Source organism: Mojavia sp., assembly GCF_059505145.1.
The window spans coordinates 122,358-141,954 of sequence record NZ_JCACKA010000135.1 but is presented as its reverse complement, the minus strand read 5'-3'; the positions used below and the strand labels follow the sequence as shown (position 1 = coordinate 141,954).

Genomic DNA, 19,597 nt, shown 5'->3' with positions numbered 1-19,597 from the left:
CTAGCGTGCAAACTGCTGTATCAGGATTGAGACTTTTGAACTACTTCCCAACTTAAAAAACCAAAATTAATTATTAGCGCCCATAAGCTTAACAGGGACGTCAAACTCTAGCGGCATTTGAAGTTAGTAGCTTGATATACCTGAAGTAAGCTTTAGGGCAAAAACTAAATTCAGGAGGCAATCGATTTGCCTACTAGCAGCACCTTAAAATAAGGGAGGCAACTCCGTGGCGCAGTTTCAAATTGAATGTGTAGAGTCTAATACTGAGGAAAGTCGAAGCCATTACAGTAAATTTGTCCTAGAACCTCTAGAACGTGGTCAAGGAACAACAGTTGGCAACGCCCTGAGGCGGGTTTTACTGTCCAACCTAGAGGGTACAGCAGTTACAGCAGTACGAATTGCAGGCGTTTCACACGAGTTTGCCACAGTTCCAGGTGTACGGGAAGATGTGCTGGAAATTATCATGCGGATGAAGGAAGTCATCCTCAAAAGCTATTCCTCTCAGCCTCAAATTGGGCGCTTGCTCGTTAACGGGCCAACAACAGTCACTGCGGCGCATTTTGATTTGCCCAGTGAAGTAGAAATCATCGATCCGACCCAGTATGTAGCTACCCTAGCGGAAGGTGGCAAGCTGGAAATGGAATTTCGGATTGAGAAAGGTAAAGGTTACCGCACTGTGGAGCGAGGACGCGAAGAAGCCACATCTTTGGACTTTCTGCAAATCGACTCAGTATTTATGCCAGTGCGAAAAGTTAACTATAGCGTCGAAGAAGCCCGTGGAGATGGCTCCATCACCAAGGACAGATTGCTATTGGAAGTTTGGACAAATGGTAGTGTTTCTCCTCAAGAAGCATTATCATCCGCCGCTGGGATTTTGGTAGATCTATTCAACCCATTGAAAGATATATCCCTGGAACCAACCGATACAGGCGCAGATATTCCAGACGATCCAACCGCCCAAATTCCCATCGAAGAGTTACAACTTTCTGTACGAGCATACAACTGTCTAAAGCGAGCACAAGTTAACTCTGTGGCCGACTTGTTGGACTACACCCAAGAAGACCTGTTAGAAATTAAAAACTTTGGTCAAAAGTCAGCAGAAGAAGTAGTTGAAGCTCTACAGCGACGCTTAGGTATTACTTTACCTCAAGAAAGAAGCTCTAAACACAGTTAAGGCAAAACCGTTAATAATTCATAGTGCATTATTATGCGTCACCGTTGTCGAGTCAAGAAACTCAGTAAACCAGCAGACCAGCGTCGCGCTTTGTTGCGCGCGCTGACTACCGAACTAGTTCGTCATGGACGGATTACTACCACTTTAGTCCGAGCTAAAGTAGTACGAAGTGAAGTAGATAAAATGATTACCTTAGCCAAAGACGGCTCCTTAGCAGCACGCCGAGAAGCTCTAGGCTACATTTACGACAAACAACTAGTTCATGCTCTATTTGAGCAAGCTCCCACTCGCTATGCTAACCGTCAAGGAGGGTATACCCGCATCCTGCATACTGTGCCTCGTCGAGGCGATAATGCTGAGATGGCAATAATTGAATTGGTTTAAGAAGGATGAAGTTTAAAGGATAAAGGATGAAATTTTTATCCTTCATACTTCAAATTTGAGTTGATTCTATGTTAGAAAGCCACCAGCCTATGACGACTCACAGAGTGGCCCTGGTAATCCAATACCTGGGCACTCATTTTCATGGCTGGCAACGACAAAAGCAGCAGCGTACAGTCCAAGAAGAGATAGAAACAGCGATCGCTCAAATTCTTGGGTATCATGTGACACTACATGGTGCAGGACGAACCGATGCCGGCGTTCATGCCGCAGCTCAAGTAGCCCATTTTGAGTCTACAGGTGTAATTCCGGCTCACAAGTGGTCAGCCATCCTTAATAGCTATTTGCCCAACGATATATTAATCAGGGCTTCAGCAGGTGTAGGTAACCGTTGGCACGCTCGCTTTAGTGCAGCCTATCGAAGGTATCGCTACACGATATACACTGAAGATCAGCCGAACTTGTTCGTTAGACCCTTCAGTTGGCATTATTATTATGCTCCCCTAGATGAATCCTTAATTAAAGCTGCCCTGAAACCTTTGCTGGGAAAGCATCACTTAGCTGCTTTTCACCGTGCAGGCTCTAAGCGATCGCATTCTTGGGTAGAGGTACAAGCAGCAGAGTGTCATCGCAGTGGGCCATTGCTTCATATTGAAATACAGGCAGATGGATTTTTGTATGGCATGGTACGGCTGTTGGTAGGGATGCTGGTACAAGTAGGTTCTGGGCAGCGCAGTCTTGCTAGCTTTACTGAACTCTGGAAAGCAGAACGTCGGGAAGAAGTGAAACACGCCGCACCTCCCCAAGGCTTGTGCTTGTTGCGAGTTGGCTATCCAGATTTTCCCTTTTCTCCAGATGTTTGGTATGACAACCTGCCTAAGTTCGTCTTCCCTACGCATATTCCAGGGGATTATCCTCACCAAAAAGAGGATCTAACTACCCCTACGGAAACCGTTTATCTTAATTCCACGCAAGCAAGTAAATTACAACCCCAATGAGTAAAACTTACCTTCCTCCTCAAGAAGCTCTTGAGCGTGAGTGGTACATAGTAGACGCCACTGACAAACGCCTCGGTCGCCTCGCTAGTGAAATCGCCCAGGTACTAAGAGGCAAAAAGAAAGCCGAGTATACTCCCCACCTAGACACAGGCGATTTTGTCATTGTTGTCAATGCCGAAAAAGTCGCAGTCACCGGGAAAAAGCGTACCCAAAAAGTCTACCGTCGCCACTCGGGTCGTCCTGGTGGGATGAAGACAGAAACTTTTGCCAAGCTGCAACAGCGTTTACCAGAAAGAATTTTAGAACACGCTGTCAAAGGTATGCTACCTAAAAATAGCTTGGGTAAGCAGTTGTTCACCAAGCTGAAAGTTTACGCAGGGCCAACTCACCCTCATGAAGCTCAAAAACCGAAAGAACTAATAATTAATACAATTCCTGGAGCAGAAAATTAATGATAGCAGTAGCAGAAACCACTAGCGGTCGCGCCGTCTACTGGGGTACTGGTCGTCGTAAGTCCGCAGTAGCCAGAGTACGCCTGATTCCAGGTAGCGGTCAACTGACCGTGAATGGTAAGGATGGAACGTTATATTTTCAATTCAACGCCAACTACCTTGGTGTCATCAAAGCACCTTTAGAAACTCTGGGATTGGAAAACGAATATGACATTTTGGTGAAAGCTGAAGGTGGCGGCTTGACCGGACAGGCAGATTCTATTCGCCTGGGAGTTGCTCGCGCCTTGTGCCAACTAGACCCAGATAACCGCTCACCTTTAAAAACAGAAGGCTACCTAACTCGTGATCCGCGAGCCAAAGAGCGGAAAAAATACGGTTTGCACAAAGCCCGCAAAGCACCTCAGTACTCCAAAAGATAAGTGTCTGGAGATTGGGCAGTGGATACTGGGTATAGGAAAAGCACTTTCCCAGTCCCTAATCCCCGATCCCCATTCCCTAGTCCTTGAATTCATCTGAAAGTTATAATTTATTTAGAGATTCACCACAAAAGGAACAATGGCTAAACCTGATATTCATCCCAAGTGGTATCCAGAAGCTAAAGTTTACTGCAACGGTCAAGTTGTGATGACTGTTGGCTCTACAAAGCCAGAACTGCACGTAGATGTTTGGTCTGGGAACCACCCATTTTACACTGGTACTCAGAAGATGATTGATACTGAGGGTCGAGTAGAGCGCTTCCTCCGTAAGTATGGCATGAGCAGCACTCAAGGCTCTGACGACAAAAACAAAAAGTAGCGGGTTGGCTCTGCTGTTAACGACGACCCTGCATCCGCTGGGTCGCTTGTCATTTAATGCTCGAGCCAACTTGTTATTTTAAGGAGCGTCGCACTCGTCATGGCTGAATCATACCTGCTGGAGAAATTAAAATCCGTAGAACAAACCTTTAATGAATTGACTCGTCGCCTTGCCGACCCTGATACCGCCAAAAACCCTGATGAGTATCAAAAAATTGCCAAGGCTCGTTCTTCTTTGGAAGAGGTAGTAAATACCTATGAAAGTTGGAAAACTGCCCAAGAAGAATTGGCAGGGGCGCGTCAGGTACTCAAAGAAGCAAACGGTGACCCAGAGTTGCAAGAAATGGCAGCCCTGGAAGTAGATGAACTAGAGCAAAAACTAGAATATTTAGAGACTCGCTTGAAGATATTGCTGCTACCCCGCGATCCGAATGATGATAAAAACATCATGTTGGAAATTCGTGCTGGTACTGGTGGTGATGAAGCGAGTATTTGGGCAGGAGATTTACTGCGGATGTACTCCCGCTACGCTGATAGCCAAGGCTGGAGAGTGAAACTAGTGAGCGAGTCACTAGGTGAAATGGGCGGTTTTAAAGAAGTGATTCTGGAAATTCAAGGCGACAGCGTTTATAGCAAGCTGAAGTTTGAAGCGGGGGTGCATCGCGTACAACGCGTACCTGCAACTGAAGCGGGGGGAAGGGTTCACACCTCGACAGCTACAGTAGCAATCATGCCAGAGGTCGATGATGTGGAAATCCACATTGACCCCAAGGATATTGAAATGACCACGGCTCGTTCTGGTGGCGCTGGTGGACAAAACGTCAACAAAGTGGAAACTGCCGTTGACTTAATGCACAAACCGACAGGAATTCGGATTTTCTGTACGGAAGAACGCAGCCAGTTACAAAACAAAGAACGGGCAATGCAAATTCTGCGGGCGAAGCTGTATGAAATGAAGTTACGCGAACAACAAGAAGCTGTAACTTCTATGCGGCGATCGCAAGTCGGTACAGGGTCGCGATCAGAAAAAATTCGCACTTACAATTATAAAGACAACCGCGTTACTGACCACCGTCTAGGACAGAACTATTCTCTTAACCCAGTATTAGAAGGTGAATTGGAGACGATTATTCAATCTTGTATTTCTCAAGACCAGCAGGAAAGATTGGCAGAGTTGGCTACTTCTGGTGCTAATAGCTAATTACTGCTTCTAAAAAACCCAAAAACCGCTTGTTGTGCTGTTGTATTCAATACACACAAGCGGTTTTCTAATGCAATGTTGAGTGCATCTTCCATCTCTGGCAAATAAAACATATGCCTCTAAGCCAAGTGGCTCAGATTGTTCAAGCTGCGGTAGATAGGTTAGCTGCTGTCGCTGAAGCATCTGGGGATGAAGCAAAAGCCAATTGAACTGCTAATAAACCTATACGCGTAGCAGTGAGACAGCGCTATTGGTTTTGAACTTTTTCTTATGAATAAGTATAAATAGTCTTTGATATCATTCAAAATGATAATTTTAGCTAATATCTAAAATTTATTAAAATGGACTCCAATATAAATGTTTAATTATGTCATGGTTATTACGAGTATCGAAAGAGCAGTTAATTGGAATGCAAGATGGTGTAAACGATAAAAGTGATAAATAATTGCAGGTAAACGCAAAACTAAATATGGAGGCTATTTCCCTAGCGTAATTTTGAGGTTGATCGTGAGATGTACAGCACAGGTATCAGCTTTGGAAGTATAACGAGTGTGACCGAAGCACTCAGCTAAGACTTATGCTTAGGTATATGACAAATTTCTCTGTGTCTGCCAAGAGTTACCCACGACGAATTTTTAGTTAAATTTTGTTAAGATTAACACGGCGTTAGCACTTCTTCCCCCAACCACCCACTCCCTACCTGAGAGAAACTGGATGCTACGATTAGAACATATAAGTAAAATTTATCCTACAGGCGAAGTTCTCAAAGATATCAACTGGGAAGTTAAACCAGGCGATCGCATCGGCTTAGTCGGTGTTAACGGTGCTGGAAAATCTACCCAATTGAAAATTATATCTGGAGAAATTGAACCCACCGCTGGCGAAATCATTCGTCCTGCCAGTTTACATATAGCTTACCTTAACCAAGAGTTTGAAGTAGACCCCAGTCGCACCGTTAGAGAAGAATTTTGGACTGTCTTCAAAGAAGCCAACTCTGTACAGCTGTCTCTGGCACAGGTGACAAGAGACATGGAAACAGCTACTCCAGAGGAACTAGATCAACTGATCAACAAATTGGATCGCTTACAGCGACAATTTGAAGCTTTGGATGGCTACGGTTTAGAAGCACGCATCGGGAAAATCTTACCAGAAATGGGATTTGAACCAGAAGATGGCGATCGCCTCGTTAGTGCCTTTTCTGGTGGTTGGCAGATGCGGATGAGTTTGGGTAAAATCCTGCTACAAAAACCTGACTTATTGCTGCTGGACGAGCCGACTAACCACCTAGACTTAGAAACAATTGAGTGGTTAGAAAATTACCTTAAAGGTCTGACTACGCCAATGGTAATAGTCTCTCATGACCGGGAGTTCCTTGACCGCCTCTGCACCCAGATTGTGGAAACTGAACGCGGAGTTTCTACTACATACCTTGGCAATTACTCAGCATACCTCCTCCAAAAAGCTGAAAATGAATCAGCACAATTGAGTGCTTACGAACGCCAGCAGAAAGAACTAGAAAAACAGCAAGCTTTTGTTGACAGATTTCGCGCTAGTGCTACCCGCAGCACCCAGGCAAAAAGCCGCGAAAAACAACTAGAAAAAGTTGAGCGCATTGAAGCACCCACGGCTGGGGTAAGAACTTTACATTTCCGCTTTCCACCTGCACCTCGCAGCGGACGAGAGGTGGTAAACATTAAAGATTTAACTCACATCTACGATGATAAAATCTTATTTTTAGGAACGAATCTTCTGATTGAAAGAGGCGATCGCATTGCTTTTCTTGGCCCCAACGGTGCAGGAAAATCTACGCTGTTGCGCGTGATTATGGGCATGGAACAACCTACAGAAGGTAGCGTTCAATTAGGCGATCACAATGTTATTCCCGGTTACTTTGAGCAAAACCAGGCAGAAGCTTTAGATTTGAAGAAAACAGTCATGGAAACTATCCATGATGAAGTTCCTGATTGGAAAAATGAAGAAGTCCGGACGCTTTTGGGACGGTTCTTATTTACTGGTGACACCGTATTTAAGCCAGTCGGGGCATTGAGTGGGGGAGAAAAAGCACGGCTAGCATTAGCAAAAATGCTCTTACGCCCAGCAAATTTACTAATTTTAGATGAGCCGACAAACCATCTAGATATTCCAGCCAAAGAAATGTTGGAAGAAGCATTACAGAACTACGACGGTACAGCGATTGTTGTTTCTCACGACCGTTATTTTATCTCTCAGGTAGCCAATAAAATTGTGGAAATCCGCGATGGTGAATTCCGTGTTTATTTAGGCAATTATCACTACTATCTGGAAAAAACTGCTGAAGAAAAAGAGCAAGCAAAGTTAGCGGCAATAGCTGCCGAAAAAGCTGCTAAGAAAGCTGCCAAAGCCTCTAAAGCTTCTACCAAGCGCAAATGAAGGAATTATTAGTAGTAGGTATTTCATGGCTTACTACTAATAAATAAACCTCTGTTTAAATAATTTACTGGGCATAAATAAATATAAGTATCAGGTTCGTCAGTGAATATTGAAAAGCCGTAAGTGCTACTAATGAGGAACTACTGCTCACTGACGGTAATCAAAAACTTTTTTGTCTATGATTATGTCCACCTAATTATCAAAAAAACACGCAAAAGTTACTAAATTTTAAAAAAGCATCAAAATAATGTAAATCATTCATAAAAGAAGTTAATAAGCAGAAATTCACTTGCAGCGGTGAGTAGCAGTGGTATCATTCGGGTATTACAAAAAGTAAAGGGCAATTTTACTATGACCAAAGCACCTGTTGCTCCTGTGGTGCTAGTCATTTTAGACGGATGGGGCTACTGCGAGGAGACGCGAGGAAACGCTATTGTTGCGGCTAAAACTCCAGTCATGGATAGCCTATGGGCAGCGTATCCGCACACCCTCATCCACACATCAGGAAAAGCCGTGGGGTTGCCAGAGGGCCAAATGGGCAACTCTGAAGTTGGTCATTTGAACATTGGCGCTGGGCGAGTGGTACCACAAGAATTAGTCCGCATCTCAGATGCTGTCGAAGACGGTTCTATCAAGAGCAACCCAGCACTTGTCAAAATTTGCCAGGAAGTTCGCGATCGCCATGGCAAGCTTCATGTAGTAGGGCTTTGTTCTGATGGTGGGGTACACTCGCATCTCACCCATCTATTCGGACTACTTGACTTAGCCAAGCAAGAGCGAATTTCCCAAGTTTGTATCCACGCCATCACCGACGGCCGTGACACTAAACCGACAAATGGTATAAAAAGCATTGGGTTGCTGCAAGACTACCTAGACCGCATAGGAATTGGGCGCATAGTCACTCTTAGCGGTCGCTACTATGCGATGGATCGCGATCACCGCTGGGATCGGGTCAAACGTGCCTATGACGTGATGACACAAAACACCGTAGATGATGAGCGCCAAGCTGTAGAAATCTTGCAAGCATCTTACGCCGAAGGTGTGACGGACGAGTTCATCCTTCCATTACGAATTGCTCCAGGCGCAATAGAAACAGGTGATGGGGTAATATTTTTTAACTTCCGCCCCGACCGCGCTAGACAACTAACTCAAGCTTTTGTCAGCCCCAACTTTACAGGCTTTGAAAGACAGCTAATTAAGCCGCTGTCTTTTGCTACTTTTACTCAGTATGATCCAGACTTAGAAGTAGCTGTAGCTTTTGAACCTCAGAATCTCAGTAATATTCTGGGGGAAGTTATAGCTAATCATGGTCTGAAGCAGCTACGCACTGCGGAAACCGAAAAATATGCCCACGTCACTTATTTCTTTAATGGGGGTTTAGAGGAACCTTTTATTGGAGAAGACCGGGAACTGGTAAGCAGTCCAATGGTAGCAACTTATGACAAAGCGCCAGCGATGTCAGCAGCAGCAGTTACAGATGTAGCGATCGCAGCGATTGAAAAGTGTGTCTACTCTCTAGTTGTGATTAATTATGCCAACCCAGATATGGTAGGGCATACTGGTCAGATAGAAGCTACGATGGAGGCAATTGAAAAGGTTGATCGTTGTTTGGGTCGCCTACTCACTAGCATTATTAAAGTTGGCGGCACAACAATTATTACTGCCGACCACGGCAATGCTGAACATATGCTAGATGATGTGGGTAATCCTTGGACAGCTCACACTACCAACCCAGTTCCCTTAATTGTGGTGGAAGGAGAAAAAGTAAAAATCCCTGGACATGGTACAAATGTCGAATTGCGAAGCGATGGTAAGCTAGCCGATATTGCCCCCACAATTCTGGATATTTTACAACTACCTCAGCCATCAGAAATGACAGGGCGATCGCTGCTGAAACCAGCAGAATATGATGTACAACGCACTCGTACTCCCGCGCAAGTTGGTCTGTAAAATTAATAGCAGGTAACATTTAACTGTTACCTGTTACCTGACTCTTGACTCATTTGTTTTAAAATTTATTATCTATCTATTTAGATTGTTACTATGACAGTTTCTAACATTGTGCAAAGCATTTGGGCGCTTTCCGCCGCTGGTTTAATTGTCTTAGTGTTGCTGCATAGTCCTAAAGGCGATGGTATTGGAGCCATTGGTGGACAAGCTCAGCTGTTTAGCAGCACCAAGAGTGCAGAAAATACATTGAACCGAGTTACTTGGGCATTGACAGTAATTTTCCTCGGTTTAACAGTAGTTTTGAGCGCTGGTTGGCTGCCTAAATAAAAATAGGAAAATAGGGAAATGGGGAATAAAATCCAATACCCAACACCCAACACCCTCAAAAATTTAATTACCTGGCGGTTACTAGCAGTCCTTGCCTTAGCTATTGGCACAGGGCTGTTAGTCATTTTTACCAACACTCAGTCTACTGCTGTTCCTACCAAAACGCTGTATACCGAGGACTCTACCTCCCTCTCTATACCTTCTCCAAAATCCCATCCTCTACCGCCAACACTAGCGCAGTGGCAAGATAAAACCAACAGTGGTGATTACTTTTCTCAAATCACAACTACCCAAGTTGGTTATCTCATTTGGTCACAGTTTCCCGTTCGGGTTTACGTACAACCACCAAAAGCAATTAGTAGCCAGCAAGCTCAAGCATGGGTTAACAGTGTTTTGCAGGCTGTGCAGGAGTGGAATGCTTATTTGCCTTTAGCAGTAGTTGAACAGCCAGAGGTTGCAGATATTAAAATTTTGCGAAAAGCGCCACCACTTCAAATTTCACCCAATAACAAAATTCCCCGTGCGCGTTCCGCCCAAACTAACTACGAGTTATATACCAACAACAAAGTTTTATTGCACCGCTTCACTATTTTGCTGAGTCCTAGCCAGAGTGGTAATTATCTCGTCGCAGCAGCCCGCCATGAATTTGGTCATGCCTTGGGAATTTGGGGTCATAGTCCGCTACAAACCGATGCCCTATACTTTTCTCAAGTTCGTAATCCACCGCCTATTTCTCCTAGAGATGTGAATACCTTGAAGCGGGTTTATGAACAGCCAACCAGCTTAGGATGGCCTTGATAGTCGCTTGAGTTTCAGCGGGTAAGAAAAAAGTAAGATATCAAGTTTCCAACTCACCCGAAAACTATATTTAACAAGGCTTACAACTACCAATATTGTGTACCTTTATTGCGCGGTCGTGGCTTTTTAGTTAATTCCTAATAATTTCTGGGAACCATAATATTAGCCTTTATTGGTTTAAGAGCAATGGGAATATTCGATATATTCAAGGATGTTAAAGACTTTGGTACAGAATTTGACAAAGCATTTAACTTTGTAATGCATGATAGTAAAGATTATTACGGTGAAGTAGATGTACAAGATAGTTCTGGTACTTTATGGAGAATCAGGGTGCGTAGAACAGGAGACCGAGGGCGATACTTAAAAATTAATTCAAAAACAAATAGCTCACGGCAAATCCGAGCTACAGCAGACGGTTACAAAGATTATGTACAAATTACACCAGATGAATGGGATATGTTTCGTCTATTAGTTGGTAATCCGAATCATGTGGAACTTTACCTTAATGCTAAAAAAGTTTTATCTCGGATAGTATGATAGTTCAAAAATAAATATAGTTTTGAAAAAATTGTAGCGGTAATGGAAAATGACTTTTATTGCTCATCACGCCCATTACTGCTTTTTACTAAAATTTATTTTCACCATCATAAATTCATATTTATCTTACAAGATCCTGAAGGATTTACAAATATAGATTATTAAACATTTAGGCTAGATATCTCTTTAATCATCAGACATAACTGTGTATTTAATTCTCACTAATTACTGTTCTCAAAGCTGCTTAACTTTGTTGCGCGATCCTTTGATTATTTTTGTATAGTCAAAAACCTTATAGTGCGTAGGTTGGGTTGAACGTAGTGAAACCCAACATTTCCGGGGGTTTGTTGGGTTTCACTTATTTCTTAAATAGATGCTTTCTACACAGGACGCAGGCTAAGTAATTCTTGAGGAGATGCCAGCATATCGATCGCCACAAAGAAAATCTTGCCTTGCGGATTGATTAAGAACCGCCAAGCAATATTCATCCCTACGTTGACACCAAACCAAGGAGTTTGTACTACACCTGTAATTTTAAGCTGCTTAGAGCCATCTGGTTGAACTTCGCTAATGCCCTGCTTTGGCATCATGTTAAGTCCTTGGGCTTCTTCACGCATATATTTGGCGATCGCCTCACGACCAACAATCGCTTTTTGGAATGGTGGTTGTAGCGCACCGTCAGGAGTAAACAGATTAATCGCAGCATCAAAGTTGTCTGCATTCATAGCTTCAATGTAGCTGAGTACAGCAGGTTCTGTGATGCCATCTATCTTGACTGAGGTAGCAACGGGAGCTGTACGTGGGAACGCAGGCTCTGCAACGGCTTTGGGATAACTACTTGGGCCAAGCTCTGAAGTATCGAATCCCATGTTTACTACGGTATTACGTAGTACTGTAATTTGCTGACCTGGATCAAGCTTCTGGGTTGCTTCTAGCACTACTTTCACACCAGGGGACATTTGATAACCTGTTGGGACAGGAGTGACGATACCCTGTTTCATCAACTCTCCCAACTCATACCAAAAAGCCAGCTTGGTATTAACGCTGAAGAATCCGTAAGAACGGCTAATAGGAGTATCAGCACGGTTAGCAAGATCTCGCATGACTTGCATTTGCTCTTCCTGAGACATCAGCTTAATTTGGGTTAGCAAACTTTCTGCTAGTTGCAGGCGTGCTGCGCCAGGAGCAGCAGGGGTAATTGTACGACCCATTTCAGTGTAGGCATACCAGAGATATGCCAACTGATCATCAACACTGAGTTGATCGAACAGCGCTATAGTGGCTGGAATCGGGCTAGGAACTTGAGTGTTAGAGAAAATACTTTGAGCGGACTCGATAGTCAAAGCCATGATCACAATCTCCAGTATTGTTTGTTAATTAGCTGCTTTCAAAATTTCAACGAAGGATCTTAAAACTGAGGCAAGCTAGCAAGAAACCCTATCAACTCTCCTCAATTCAAGACTTTCAGCGCTAAAAGTGAGACACAACCAACCCGAAAGTACTTGCAAAAAGTAAGTTTGTTTGCATACCAACTCAAGCCAGTCTGGGGACTGTCTTGCAGGTACATATTTAGTGCGATTGCAAATGTGTTAATTCACACTTAGCGGTGGATGACAAAACTGCACTTAGTCATGCAGCCCTCTCATCAGAGGTTTATCTTTTATGTAAAGAAGTGTAACAATAAAACTTAAGTTTTGTAAAGTTTTTTAAAATATTTGTGACATAGTTCGGCAAAACCTTGCCTCCTACTGCCTTTCACGGATGATCCTGAAGCAAGCTTGGTGGAAAAGAAAAGCTTGTGGTGCAAGCCTCGCAACTTTAATATCACAAGCTTTTCTTAATTTTTACCTAACTTACCAGTGCTAAATTGTTAACTTGATCACTAAGCACTAAAAACCGCTAGTGAGCGATCGCACCCAACACTTAGAACGCAACTAGAAACGTATTTATATGATTTAAATTTGCTGAAAACGCTTTATCCAAGATGTTCTCAACATCTGCGTTTTCTACAAAAGGCACAGCCTAAGAAATTGCTACTGTTACGAAAGTTTCGCCACTGCTAAAAAGTTTTGAAAACGCCTTTCTAGCAGGTGTTTCAAAAAGCAAGTTTTCAGATAGCGAAAAACTAAAAATACTAACCAAAATTCAGATAAGAACTTTTTTCTACGCTCCCCAACTTAACTGTACAGGTCGCTGTGTTAATACTTCCTGATACAGTTCTTCCAGTAGAGTAATATTTTTACTGAGAGTATAGCGGTCTAATACACGCTTTCTGGCTTTTTGCCCCAGCAAAGTGGTTAACTCAGGATGGTCTTGAAATAGTGGCAAGAGAGTTCGTAATTGCGATCGCACTGTCTTTGTATTCAGAACTACCCCTGCCCCTTTTTCTAAAACTTCTCCATCTGCACCCACGTTGGTTGCTAAACAAGCCAGCCCAGATGCCATAGCTTCTAACAGAGATAGGGATAATCCCTCTACCAATGAAGGCAAAATGAATACATCTGCTCCCCGCAGAATATCGATACGTCGGTTTTCATCGGCAATAAATCCTAACCAGATAATGCCCTCATCTGCACCATAAAATGGCTGTAAAGAAGGCTTCAAAGGGCCATCACCAACGATTAACAACTTGCTATCAGACCCCATTTGCGACTGCTTCCAAGCCTTTAGCAGAGGTTCAACATTTTTTTCAGGAGCTATGCGGCCTTGATAAACAAATAAGCGTTCGGCTTGAAATTCTACTTTAACTTTAGAAGGCCCCGGAGAATACTTAGCAGTATCAACTCCATTGGGAATTACGGCGATATTTTTTTCTTGCACACCCATACGCGCCAATAATTCTCGCTGAATTTGGGAAAAGACAATTACGCGATCATAGTTACCCAAAAAAGGTGCGTATAGTTGATATGCCAATAGTTGAGTTCCTGATATCAGTTTTGCTCCCTTTCCTGCAAATGGTGTGTGGAAAGTAGCAATTAGTGGCAAATTCAGTTGCTCACAAATTTCTGGTAGAACAAAGTCAAGCGGAGACAGAGTTAGAGAAGCATGAACGATATCTGGTTTGATTTCCCGCAGCGAATCAGTTAATACCTTAGTTGCTTTGAAAGTGGGAATTGTGTAAACCTGGGACTTGTAAATGAAGGGAAGGGAAACTTCTTGGAAATTTGGCCACTTGTCGGGTTCAGATTCTTCTTGGGCAAAGTGGAGAAAGCTAACTTGATGCCCTCGGTCTAGCAAGGCATTTGTAATTTCTCGACTGTAGGTAACATTGCCACAAAAGGGTGATTTTTTTCCAATCCAGGCTATACGCATTCTTTATTCAGTTATAAGAACAGCGGGTAATATTTCAGTTTTGTTTGCTTTGTAGTTTTTCTTTAATTCTGTTCTACTAGCTGGCTTTTTATGTATTATTAAATTCCACTTTTTATTTTGCAAAAAAGCCACATTTTGCTCTTAATTTACCCAGTAAATTTATAATTTTATTTATTCTAATTGTCAGTTGTTAATGGTTATGCATCGATAACAACTTATTCAAGCCAATATTCATAATGATCCCTACTTTAGACTATGGTTAATTGATTGCTGAAATCAGTTTACCACGAAAACAAAAGCTTTCAGTAAATTATTAACTATGCCAAGTAATGATTAATAGCTTTATTTATCGGATAACTATTTATGGGAGTTATACCAGGTGAATATACCTCCAAAAAAGACAATCGCAGCTAATGATAAAAAGACTGCTTGTAATCCGATAAAGGTTTCTGCTAAACCTGCTAATGCCAAGGGTAAGGAAAGGGCAATATTAATCACATTGTTTTGCAGACCAAAAACTTTGCCACGCATTTCTGGCGGGGTTTCTGTTTGGATTGCAGTTTGCATGGGTATACCCACTAGCGCTCCAAAAATTCCCAATAGTGCTATCAAAAGCAGGACTATCCATAGTTGTGTTGTAAATAGCGACAAACCAATCAGGGAAGTTGCCATACCTACACAACCGCACAGACTGAGGCTGGTATAGGAGAAGCGTTGACCAAACTGCCCTAGAATTGTCGCTCCAGCCGCGATGCCAACACCACCAGCTGCTAGTAAAAAGCCGAATTGGGAGGCTTTCAAGTTGGGAATTATTTCTGCCATGCGAACGGCTAGAACAGTTAATGCCGCAAAGATGGAAAACAAGATGATCAATTGCAATAAAGCACTGCGGACACGATGATTGTCTTTGAGATAGCGCAGTCCATCGTGCAGATCAGAGAAAACGTGGGGAAATTCTGTTTCAGGCCCGTGGGGTTTTTCTTTCGTAGCCAGGAAAAACAAAATTAGCCCAGCGATCGCATAACTGCCACCCACGACAATTTCTTTACCCAATTCACCACTACCACCAAGTTGCAGCCAAAGTTGATCTGCGATCGCCAACAGTGGCTCTCCTACAGCAAACCCTACAATTACCGATGCCATCATTGTAGTCGTGTACAGAGAGTTAGCCGAGAGTAAATGCTGTTCTTCCACCACTAAAGGAATTGCTGCCTGTTCTGCTGGTGCAAAAAACTGCGTCAGCGTGGACACTAAAAATGTCACACCCAAGATGATCAAAAAACCAATTGGTAACATTCCTAATGGTTTCCAATCATGAGTCAACCATAACAGTAGGGGAATAGCCAAAACCAAGATACCCCGCCAAACATTTGTTGCTACCAGTACCGCCTTTTTTGGCCAGCGATCCACAAAAACACCAGCTACAGAACCAAATAGTACTGCTGGAATTGTAAAAGACATCATTAAGGCTGACACCCAAGCGCTAATGCTCTGATTACCTGCTTGAAACTGAGTGTTAATCAAGGCAATCATCAGCACTAGATAAACTTTATCCGCCAATTGACAGAAAACTTGACCACCCCAAAGAGCTAGAAAATTAGGGTTTTTTAATACAGGCAAAAAACCCTTCTGTTGTACATCATTTGATTCTTCTTCTGTGCTTGAATCAACATCTTTTAATTTCGGCGGTTCTTTTACTGGGTTAATAACGGCTGGCATCTGCGTGATGGAAGTACCTTTGCCGCTTGCCTCAGTAGTTCTTAATTGCTCTTTTGAGTGTTTTTCAGATGCTTCTGTAACATCGGCTTTTGGTATTTCCGATGTCCAATTTTTATCAATTTTAGAAACGTCTTTTGGAGACACTTCTTGGCTATTAATTTGATCGGGTGTAGACTTAGGAACAGCACTTAGGTGATTAGGTGCTGTAGAATCTGATGCTCTATTCTGTTTTTTGGCGTAGCTTGGCGACAAAGGCAGAATTTTGGTATCCAAATCAGACGGTTGCATCATGGTTGGTTGGCAGCAAAATAAGAATCTATTAAGGTGGCGGAGCGAATCGGGTGACCTAAATGATATTGAGCATACTGGCGTAGAATTTGCTCAATGGATAACCAGCCATCATCGCTGGCTGCATTAATTTGCATTATCTCTGGTTGCGACAGCTGCTGGAGTATAGCCAGTTGTGTGGCATTCAGACGAGTAGAAATCACAGGTATTTCTTGCCGATGGGTAACTGTTTGGTAGCTGGGAATTGGAGTGGCTGTAGTGATTGGGGGATGGCGTGATGGGGCGACAGAAGTATCTGTTTTTTTCTCCCTTTGTGTCTGTTTTCGCAAGTCTTCCCAAGCCTTTAAGCAAATTATTCCACCCATAGGGACGCTAAATCCTACCTGCCAATTGGGATCTATAAAGTTTGGCGTTAGAGGGCGTTGAGTTAAGCAACAGACTTGCACCTGAGGCGTTAGTCCTGCAAAGGCTAAAAGATGAAAAACCCCATGAGCTAGATTAGCGAGAATACTTGATGCCTTTGTATTAGGCAACACCTCTAACCGATTAAGATGTTCGTTGAGTAATTCATAAAGTTCTTCTTGGGATTGTTCGCTCAAAGCTTGGCATAGGACTACCTCAGCTAAATACTGGCTGGCTGCCAGTTTACCTAAATTTTTAGCCAGACCTGGATAAGTTTTTATTGTTTGTGCTTGTGTAATTTTATCGAGCGATCGCCCTTTAGCAATCAGTAGTTCATTTACTACAAACATCCCACTCCTACCACCCAAGCTTGAGTTATGCTTGCGTGCCCCAGGAGCAACTGCTCGAATCAGACCGAACTCACGTGTCAAAATTGTCACTATTCGATCCGATTCTCCTAGTACCTGGGTTTTAAGATTAATTCCAGTTGCTTGATAGGTTTTACTCATTAGTCATTAGCCATTAGTCATTAGTCGTTAGCCATCAGTCGTTAGTGAGTAGCCAGTGGTCAGTGGTCAGTGGCAAAACACAAACAACTACAACTGACAACAAACAACTGACAAAGGACAAAACACAAATGACTATTCAACCTTTTCCAGGTTATCGCGCTGACGGATCAAATCGATACCGCGAGATGTGCCTAATCTAGTAGCACCTGCCAAGATTAAGTCTAAAGCTTGATTGATAGTACGAATACCGCCTGAGGCCTTAATTCCCACCCTTTCCTTTGCTACTTCCTTCAAAAGGCGTACATCCGCCACCGTAGCACCACCATTCCAACCTGTACTGGTTTTTAAGAATGCTGCCCCTGCTTCCATAGATATTTCTGCTGCCAGTTTTTTCTCTGCATCTGTCAGCAGGTTAGTTTCCAGAATTACTTTGACAGTTTGCCCAGTCTCTTCACAAATTTCGGCAATTTCTCGGTGAACTTCTTCAGTTTTGCCAGCTTTTAACCAGCCCAAGTTGATAACCACATCGAGTTCAGTGGCTCCATTTTCTACTGCTTCTTGAGCCTCATATAGCTTAACTGCTGGAGTGGTTGCTCCAGTGGGAAAACCAATCACTGTACAGACTTTAGGATTCTTGCCATGCAGAATTTCTGCCGCCTTCTTCACGTAGCTAGGGTGCAGGCAAACCGCCGCAAAATTAAATCTGTATGCTTCTTCACACCATTGCTCAACCTGCTCTGGGGTAGCCGTTGGCATCAGCAGGGAATGATCGATAAATGGCGCAATATCAATGTCTGGATAGTCTGCTGCCATTGTGTCTTCTACCAGTGATTGCTTTGATTATTAATCTATATGAAAAATTAAATCATTTCTTATATATATATTAAACCACATTTATTACGGGTTTCCCCGAAAACACTCTACTTATTTAGCCTTGGATGCAGGCTGTGCAGGTACATCTGAATTACTGTCGGTATTAGAGTTACCATTAGCCAGTTGTAACCTGAGAAAGATCAACAGGATTTTTGATCCCAGTTATTAGAAAATTAAGAATAGTTTGAGCTAATGCTTTTGATGCCAAATACGGTACACCATTACCAATAGTTTTAAACATATTGGTGAGTGACATATTCTCAGATAGGTAAAAATTTGCAGGCAAAGATTGAATTGCTAAAGCTTCCGCTACAGAAATTCGCCTTAGTTTGTAGGGATGTAAGTGAACTTCATTATTTCCATAGCAAGCTGTGGGAGAGTAACGCCATCTGTGAAGACGTTTGAAAGACTTCTTAGAATCATCTCCTTCATCAACAGCAGCAAATTTTGTAATACCTGCCTTAGGTTGAAAATGGTGTTCAGTATTAGGATGGTTCAACACATTATTTTTGTTAAACCAGTATTCAACTGTTAGTTCTTGAGGAATACCTTCAGGACAAGGAATTATAGAATCTACTTGAAATGGTTCACACTTACCCCAAGGGTAAGCAAAAACTTTTTCTTTAGGATAGAGAATCTGATTCTTCCAAGGAAAAACTTCTTCAGGTATTACTTGGTCGCTTAGAAATTGTATTCTCATATCCTGAATTAAATCTTTTTGGAAGCCAATCAGAATGATTCTTTCTCTATCCTGCGGTACACCATATTCAATGGCATTAATCAGGCGTTCTGTTAATATATAGCCTGCTTGCTTTAACTTGTGCTTAAGTGACTCAAAAAATAAACGGTGTTTTTTCGTTTTCCACAATCCCTTGACATTCTCAAATAAAAAGAAGTCTGGCAGATTTCGACAAATTAATTCAATATAGGCAGATGAAAGTTTACCATTATCTCCTAAGTAACCTCTGTTTTTTCCCCCAATAGAAAAATCAGGACAGGGAGGCCCACCGATAAAGCCAATAATATTATGGGATTTGCGACAATCTTTGACTAATTGCCAGAAGTGTTGTGCTTCTATTCCTTCGATAAGTTTACTTACGTCTGCTGCTTCTCCGTGATGATATTCATATTCTGGCAATGGCAGTTTGAGAACTTCCCTTGAATAGCGATATGCTGCCATAAATGGGGAAAATATCTCGTTGACGTAGACTATGTTAAAACCGCTAGTTTCAAATCCTAAATCTAGAAACCCTGAACCAGCAAAAAAGGAGAAAAGACAAGGGCGAAAACTAGCCATCTATTAACATATAATCCTTGTAAAAATTACTATATAAATATTTTGTCTGCAATCAAAATCACAGGTTTATAAGGAAAGTATCCCAACATTTAAGAATTATACCTTTGCATGAGATTATCAAGGTATTTAATTAGCAAGTTAAATTTTGTAGATGCACGTATCAAATTTATAGTGAG

Annotated in this window: 18 protein-coding genes and 1 pseudogene; 13 read left to right on the top strand and 6 right to left on the bottom strand. The window is 42.5% G+C overall.

Annotated elements, in window-relative coordinates:
- Positions 1-226 precede the first annotated feature (226 nt).
- From AC5JL8_RS36245 to AC5JL8_RS36185, 13 genes and pseudogenes are all read left to right on the top strand, one after another.
- Positions 227-1,174, top strand: a complete 948-nt coding sequence (locus AC5JL8_RS36245) for a DNA-directed RNA polymerase subunit alpha (protein WP_495884521.1) — start codon at positions 227-229, stop codon at positions 1,172-1,174.
- 33 nt (positions 1,175-1,207) lie between these two features.
- Positions 1,208-1,558, top strand: coding sequence for a 50S ribosomal protein L17 (gene rplQ / locus AC5JL8_RS36240; RefSeq protein WP_495884520.1), 351 nt, complete (start codon positions 1,208-1,210; stop codon positions 1,556-1,558).
- 68 nt (positions 1,559-1,626) lie between these two features.
- Positions 1,627-2,553: a tRNA pseudouridine(38-40) synthase TruA gene (gene truA, locus AC5JL8_RS36235; protein ID WP_495884519.1), complete on the top strand. Its 927-nt coding sequence runs from the start codon at positions 1,627-1,629 to the stop codon at positions 2,551-2,553.
- Positions 2,550-3,005, top strand: a complete 456-nt coding sequence (gene rplM, locus AC5JL8_RS36230) for a 50S ribosomal protein L13 (RefSeq protein ID WP_495884518.1) — start codon at positions 2,550-2,552, stop codon at positions 3,003-3,005. The genes truA and rplM overlap by 4 nt, the downstream gene beginning before the upstream one ends.
- A gap of 2 nt (positions 3,006-3,007) precedes the next feature.
- Entirely contained in the window at positions 3,008-3,424 is a 417-nt protein-coding gene (rpsI, locus tag AC5JL8_RS36225) for a 30S ribosomal protein S9 (protein ID WP_495884657.1), read from the top strand.
- A gap of 136 nt (positions 3,425-3,560) precedes the next feature.
- A complete protein-coding gene (gene rpmE, locus AC5JL8_RS36220) occupies positions 3,561-3,800 on the top strand; it encodes a 50S ribosomal protein L31 (RefSeq protein ID WP_495884517.1) in 240 nt (79 codons plus the stop codon).
- 99 nt (positions 3,801-3,899) lie between these two features.
- A complete protein-coding gene (prfA, locus tag AC5JL8_RS36215; RefSeq protein WP_495884516.1) occupies positions 3,900-5,000 on the top strand; it encodes a peptide chain release factor 1 in 1,101 nt (366 codons plus the stop codon).
- 95 nt (positions 5,001-5,095) lie between these two features.
- A pseudogene (locus AC5JL8_RS36210) lies at positions 5,096-5,209 on the top strand (transcriptional regulator); the annotation flags it as partial.
- A 505-nt stretch (positions 5,210-5,714) separates the two neighbouring features.
- Complete coding sequence (locus AC5JL8_RS36205; RefSeq protein ID WP_495884515.1) at positions 5,715-7,409, top strand: ABC-F family ATP-binding cassette domain-containing protein; 1,695 nt, start codon at positions 5,715-5,717, stop codon at positions 7,407-7,409.
- A gap of 351 nt (positions 7,410-7,760) precedes the next feature.
- Positions 7,761-9,359, top strand: coding sequence for a 2,3-bisphosphoglycerate-independent phosphoglycerate mutase (gpmI, locus tag AC5JL8_RS36200; protein ID WP_495884514.1), 1,599 nt, complete (start codon positions 7,761-7,763; stop codon positions 9,357-9,359).
- 93 nt (positions 9,360-9,452) lie between these two features.
- Positions 9,453-9,686, top strand: coding sequence for a preprotein translocase subunit SecG (secG, locus tag AC5JL8_RS36195; RefSeq protein WP_495884513.1), 234 nt, complete (start codon positions 9,453-9,455; stop codon positions 9,684-9,686).
- Positions 9,687-9,704: 18 nt separating this feature from the next.
- Entirely contained in the window at positions 9,705-10,484 is a 780-nt protein-coding gene (locus AC5JL8_RS36190; RefSeq protein ID WP_495884512.1) for a peptidase, read from the top strand.
- A gap of 186 nt (positions 10,485-10,670) precedes the next feature.
- Positions 10,671-11,021, top strand: a complete 351-nt coding sequence (locus AC5JL8_RS36185; protein WP_495884511.1) for a hypothetical protein — start codon at positions 10,671-10,673, stop codon at positions 11,019-11,021.
- A 380-nt stretch (positions 11,022-11,401) separates the two neighbouring features.
- On the opposite strand, the gene AC5JL8_RS36180 is transcribed toward AC5JL8_RS36185, so the two are convergent.
- From AC5JL8_RS36180 to AC5JL8_RS36155, 6 genes are all read right to left on the bottom strand, one after another.
- Entirely contained in the window at positions 11,402-12,370 is a 969-nt protein-coding gene (locus tag AC5JL8_RS36180; protein WP_495884510.1) for an orange carotenoid protein N-terminal domain-containing protein, read from the bottom strand.
- 814 nt (positions 12,371-13,184) lie between these two features.
- A complete protein-coding gene (locus AC5JL8_RS36175) occupies positions 13,185-14,333 on the bottom strand; it encodes a glycosyltransferase family 4 protein (RefSeq protein WP_495884509.1) in 1,149 nt (382 codons plus the stop codon).
- Between the two features lie 357 nt (positions 14,334-14,690).
- Positions 14,691-16,343, bottom strand: a complete 1,653-nt coding sequence (locus AC5JL8_RS36170; RefSeq protein WP_495884508.1) for an MFS transporter — start codon at positions 16,341-16,343, stop codon at positions 14,691-14,693.
- Positions 16,340-17,251 carry a DNA repair protein RecO gene (recO, locus tag AC5JL8_RS36165; RefSeq protein WP_495884507.1) on the bottom strand — a complete coding sequence of 304 codons (912 nt, stop codon included), beginning with the start codon at positions 17,249-17,251 and terminating at the stop codon, positions 16,340-16,342. Before recO ends, AC5JL8_RS36170 begins: the two co-directional genes overlap by 4 nt.
- A 132-nt stretch (positions 17,252-17,383) precedes the next feature.
- The gene (deoC, locus tag AC5JL8_RS36160; RefSeq protein WP_495884506.1) at positions 17,384-18,064 is read right to left on the bottom strand and encodes a deoxyribose-phosphate aldolase; all 681 of its coding nucleotides are present in this window, start codon (positions 18,062-18,064) and stop codon (positions 17,384-17,386) included.
- A gap of 175 nt (positions 18,065-18,239) precedes the next feature.
- The gene (locus AC5JL8_RS36155) at positions 18,240-19,421 is read right to left on the bottom strand and encodes a DNA cytosine methyltransferase (RefSeq protein ID WP_495884505.1); all 1,182 of its coding nucleotides are present in this window, start codon (positions 19,419-19,421) and stop codon (positions 18,240-18,242) included.
- Between the last annotated feature and the right edge of the window lie 176 nt (positions 19,422-19,597).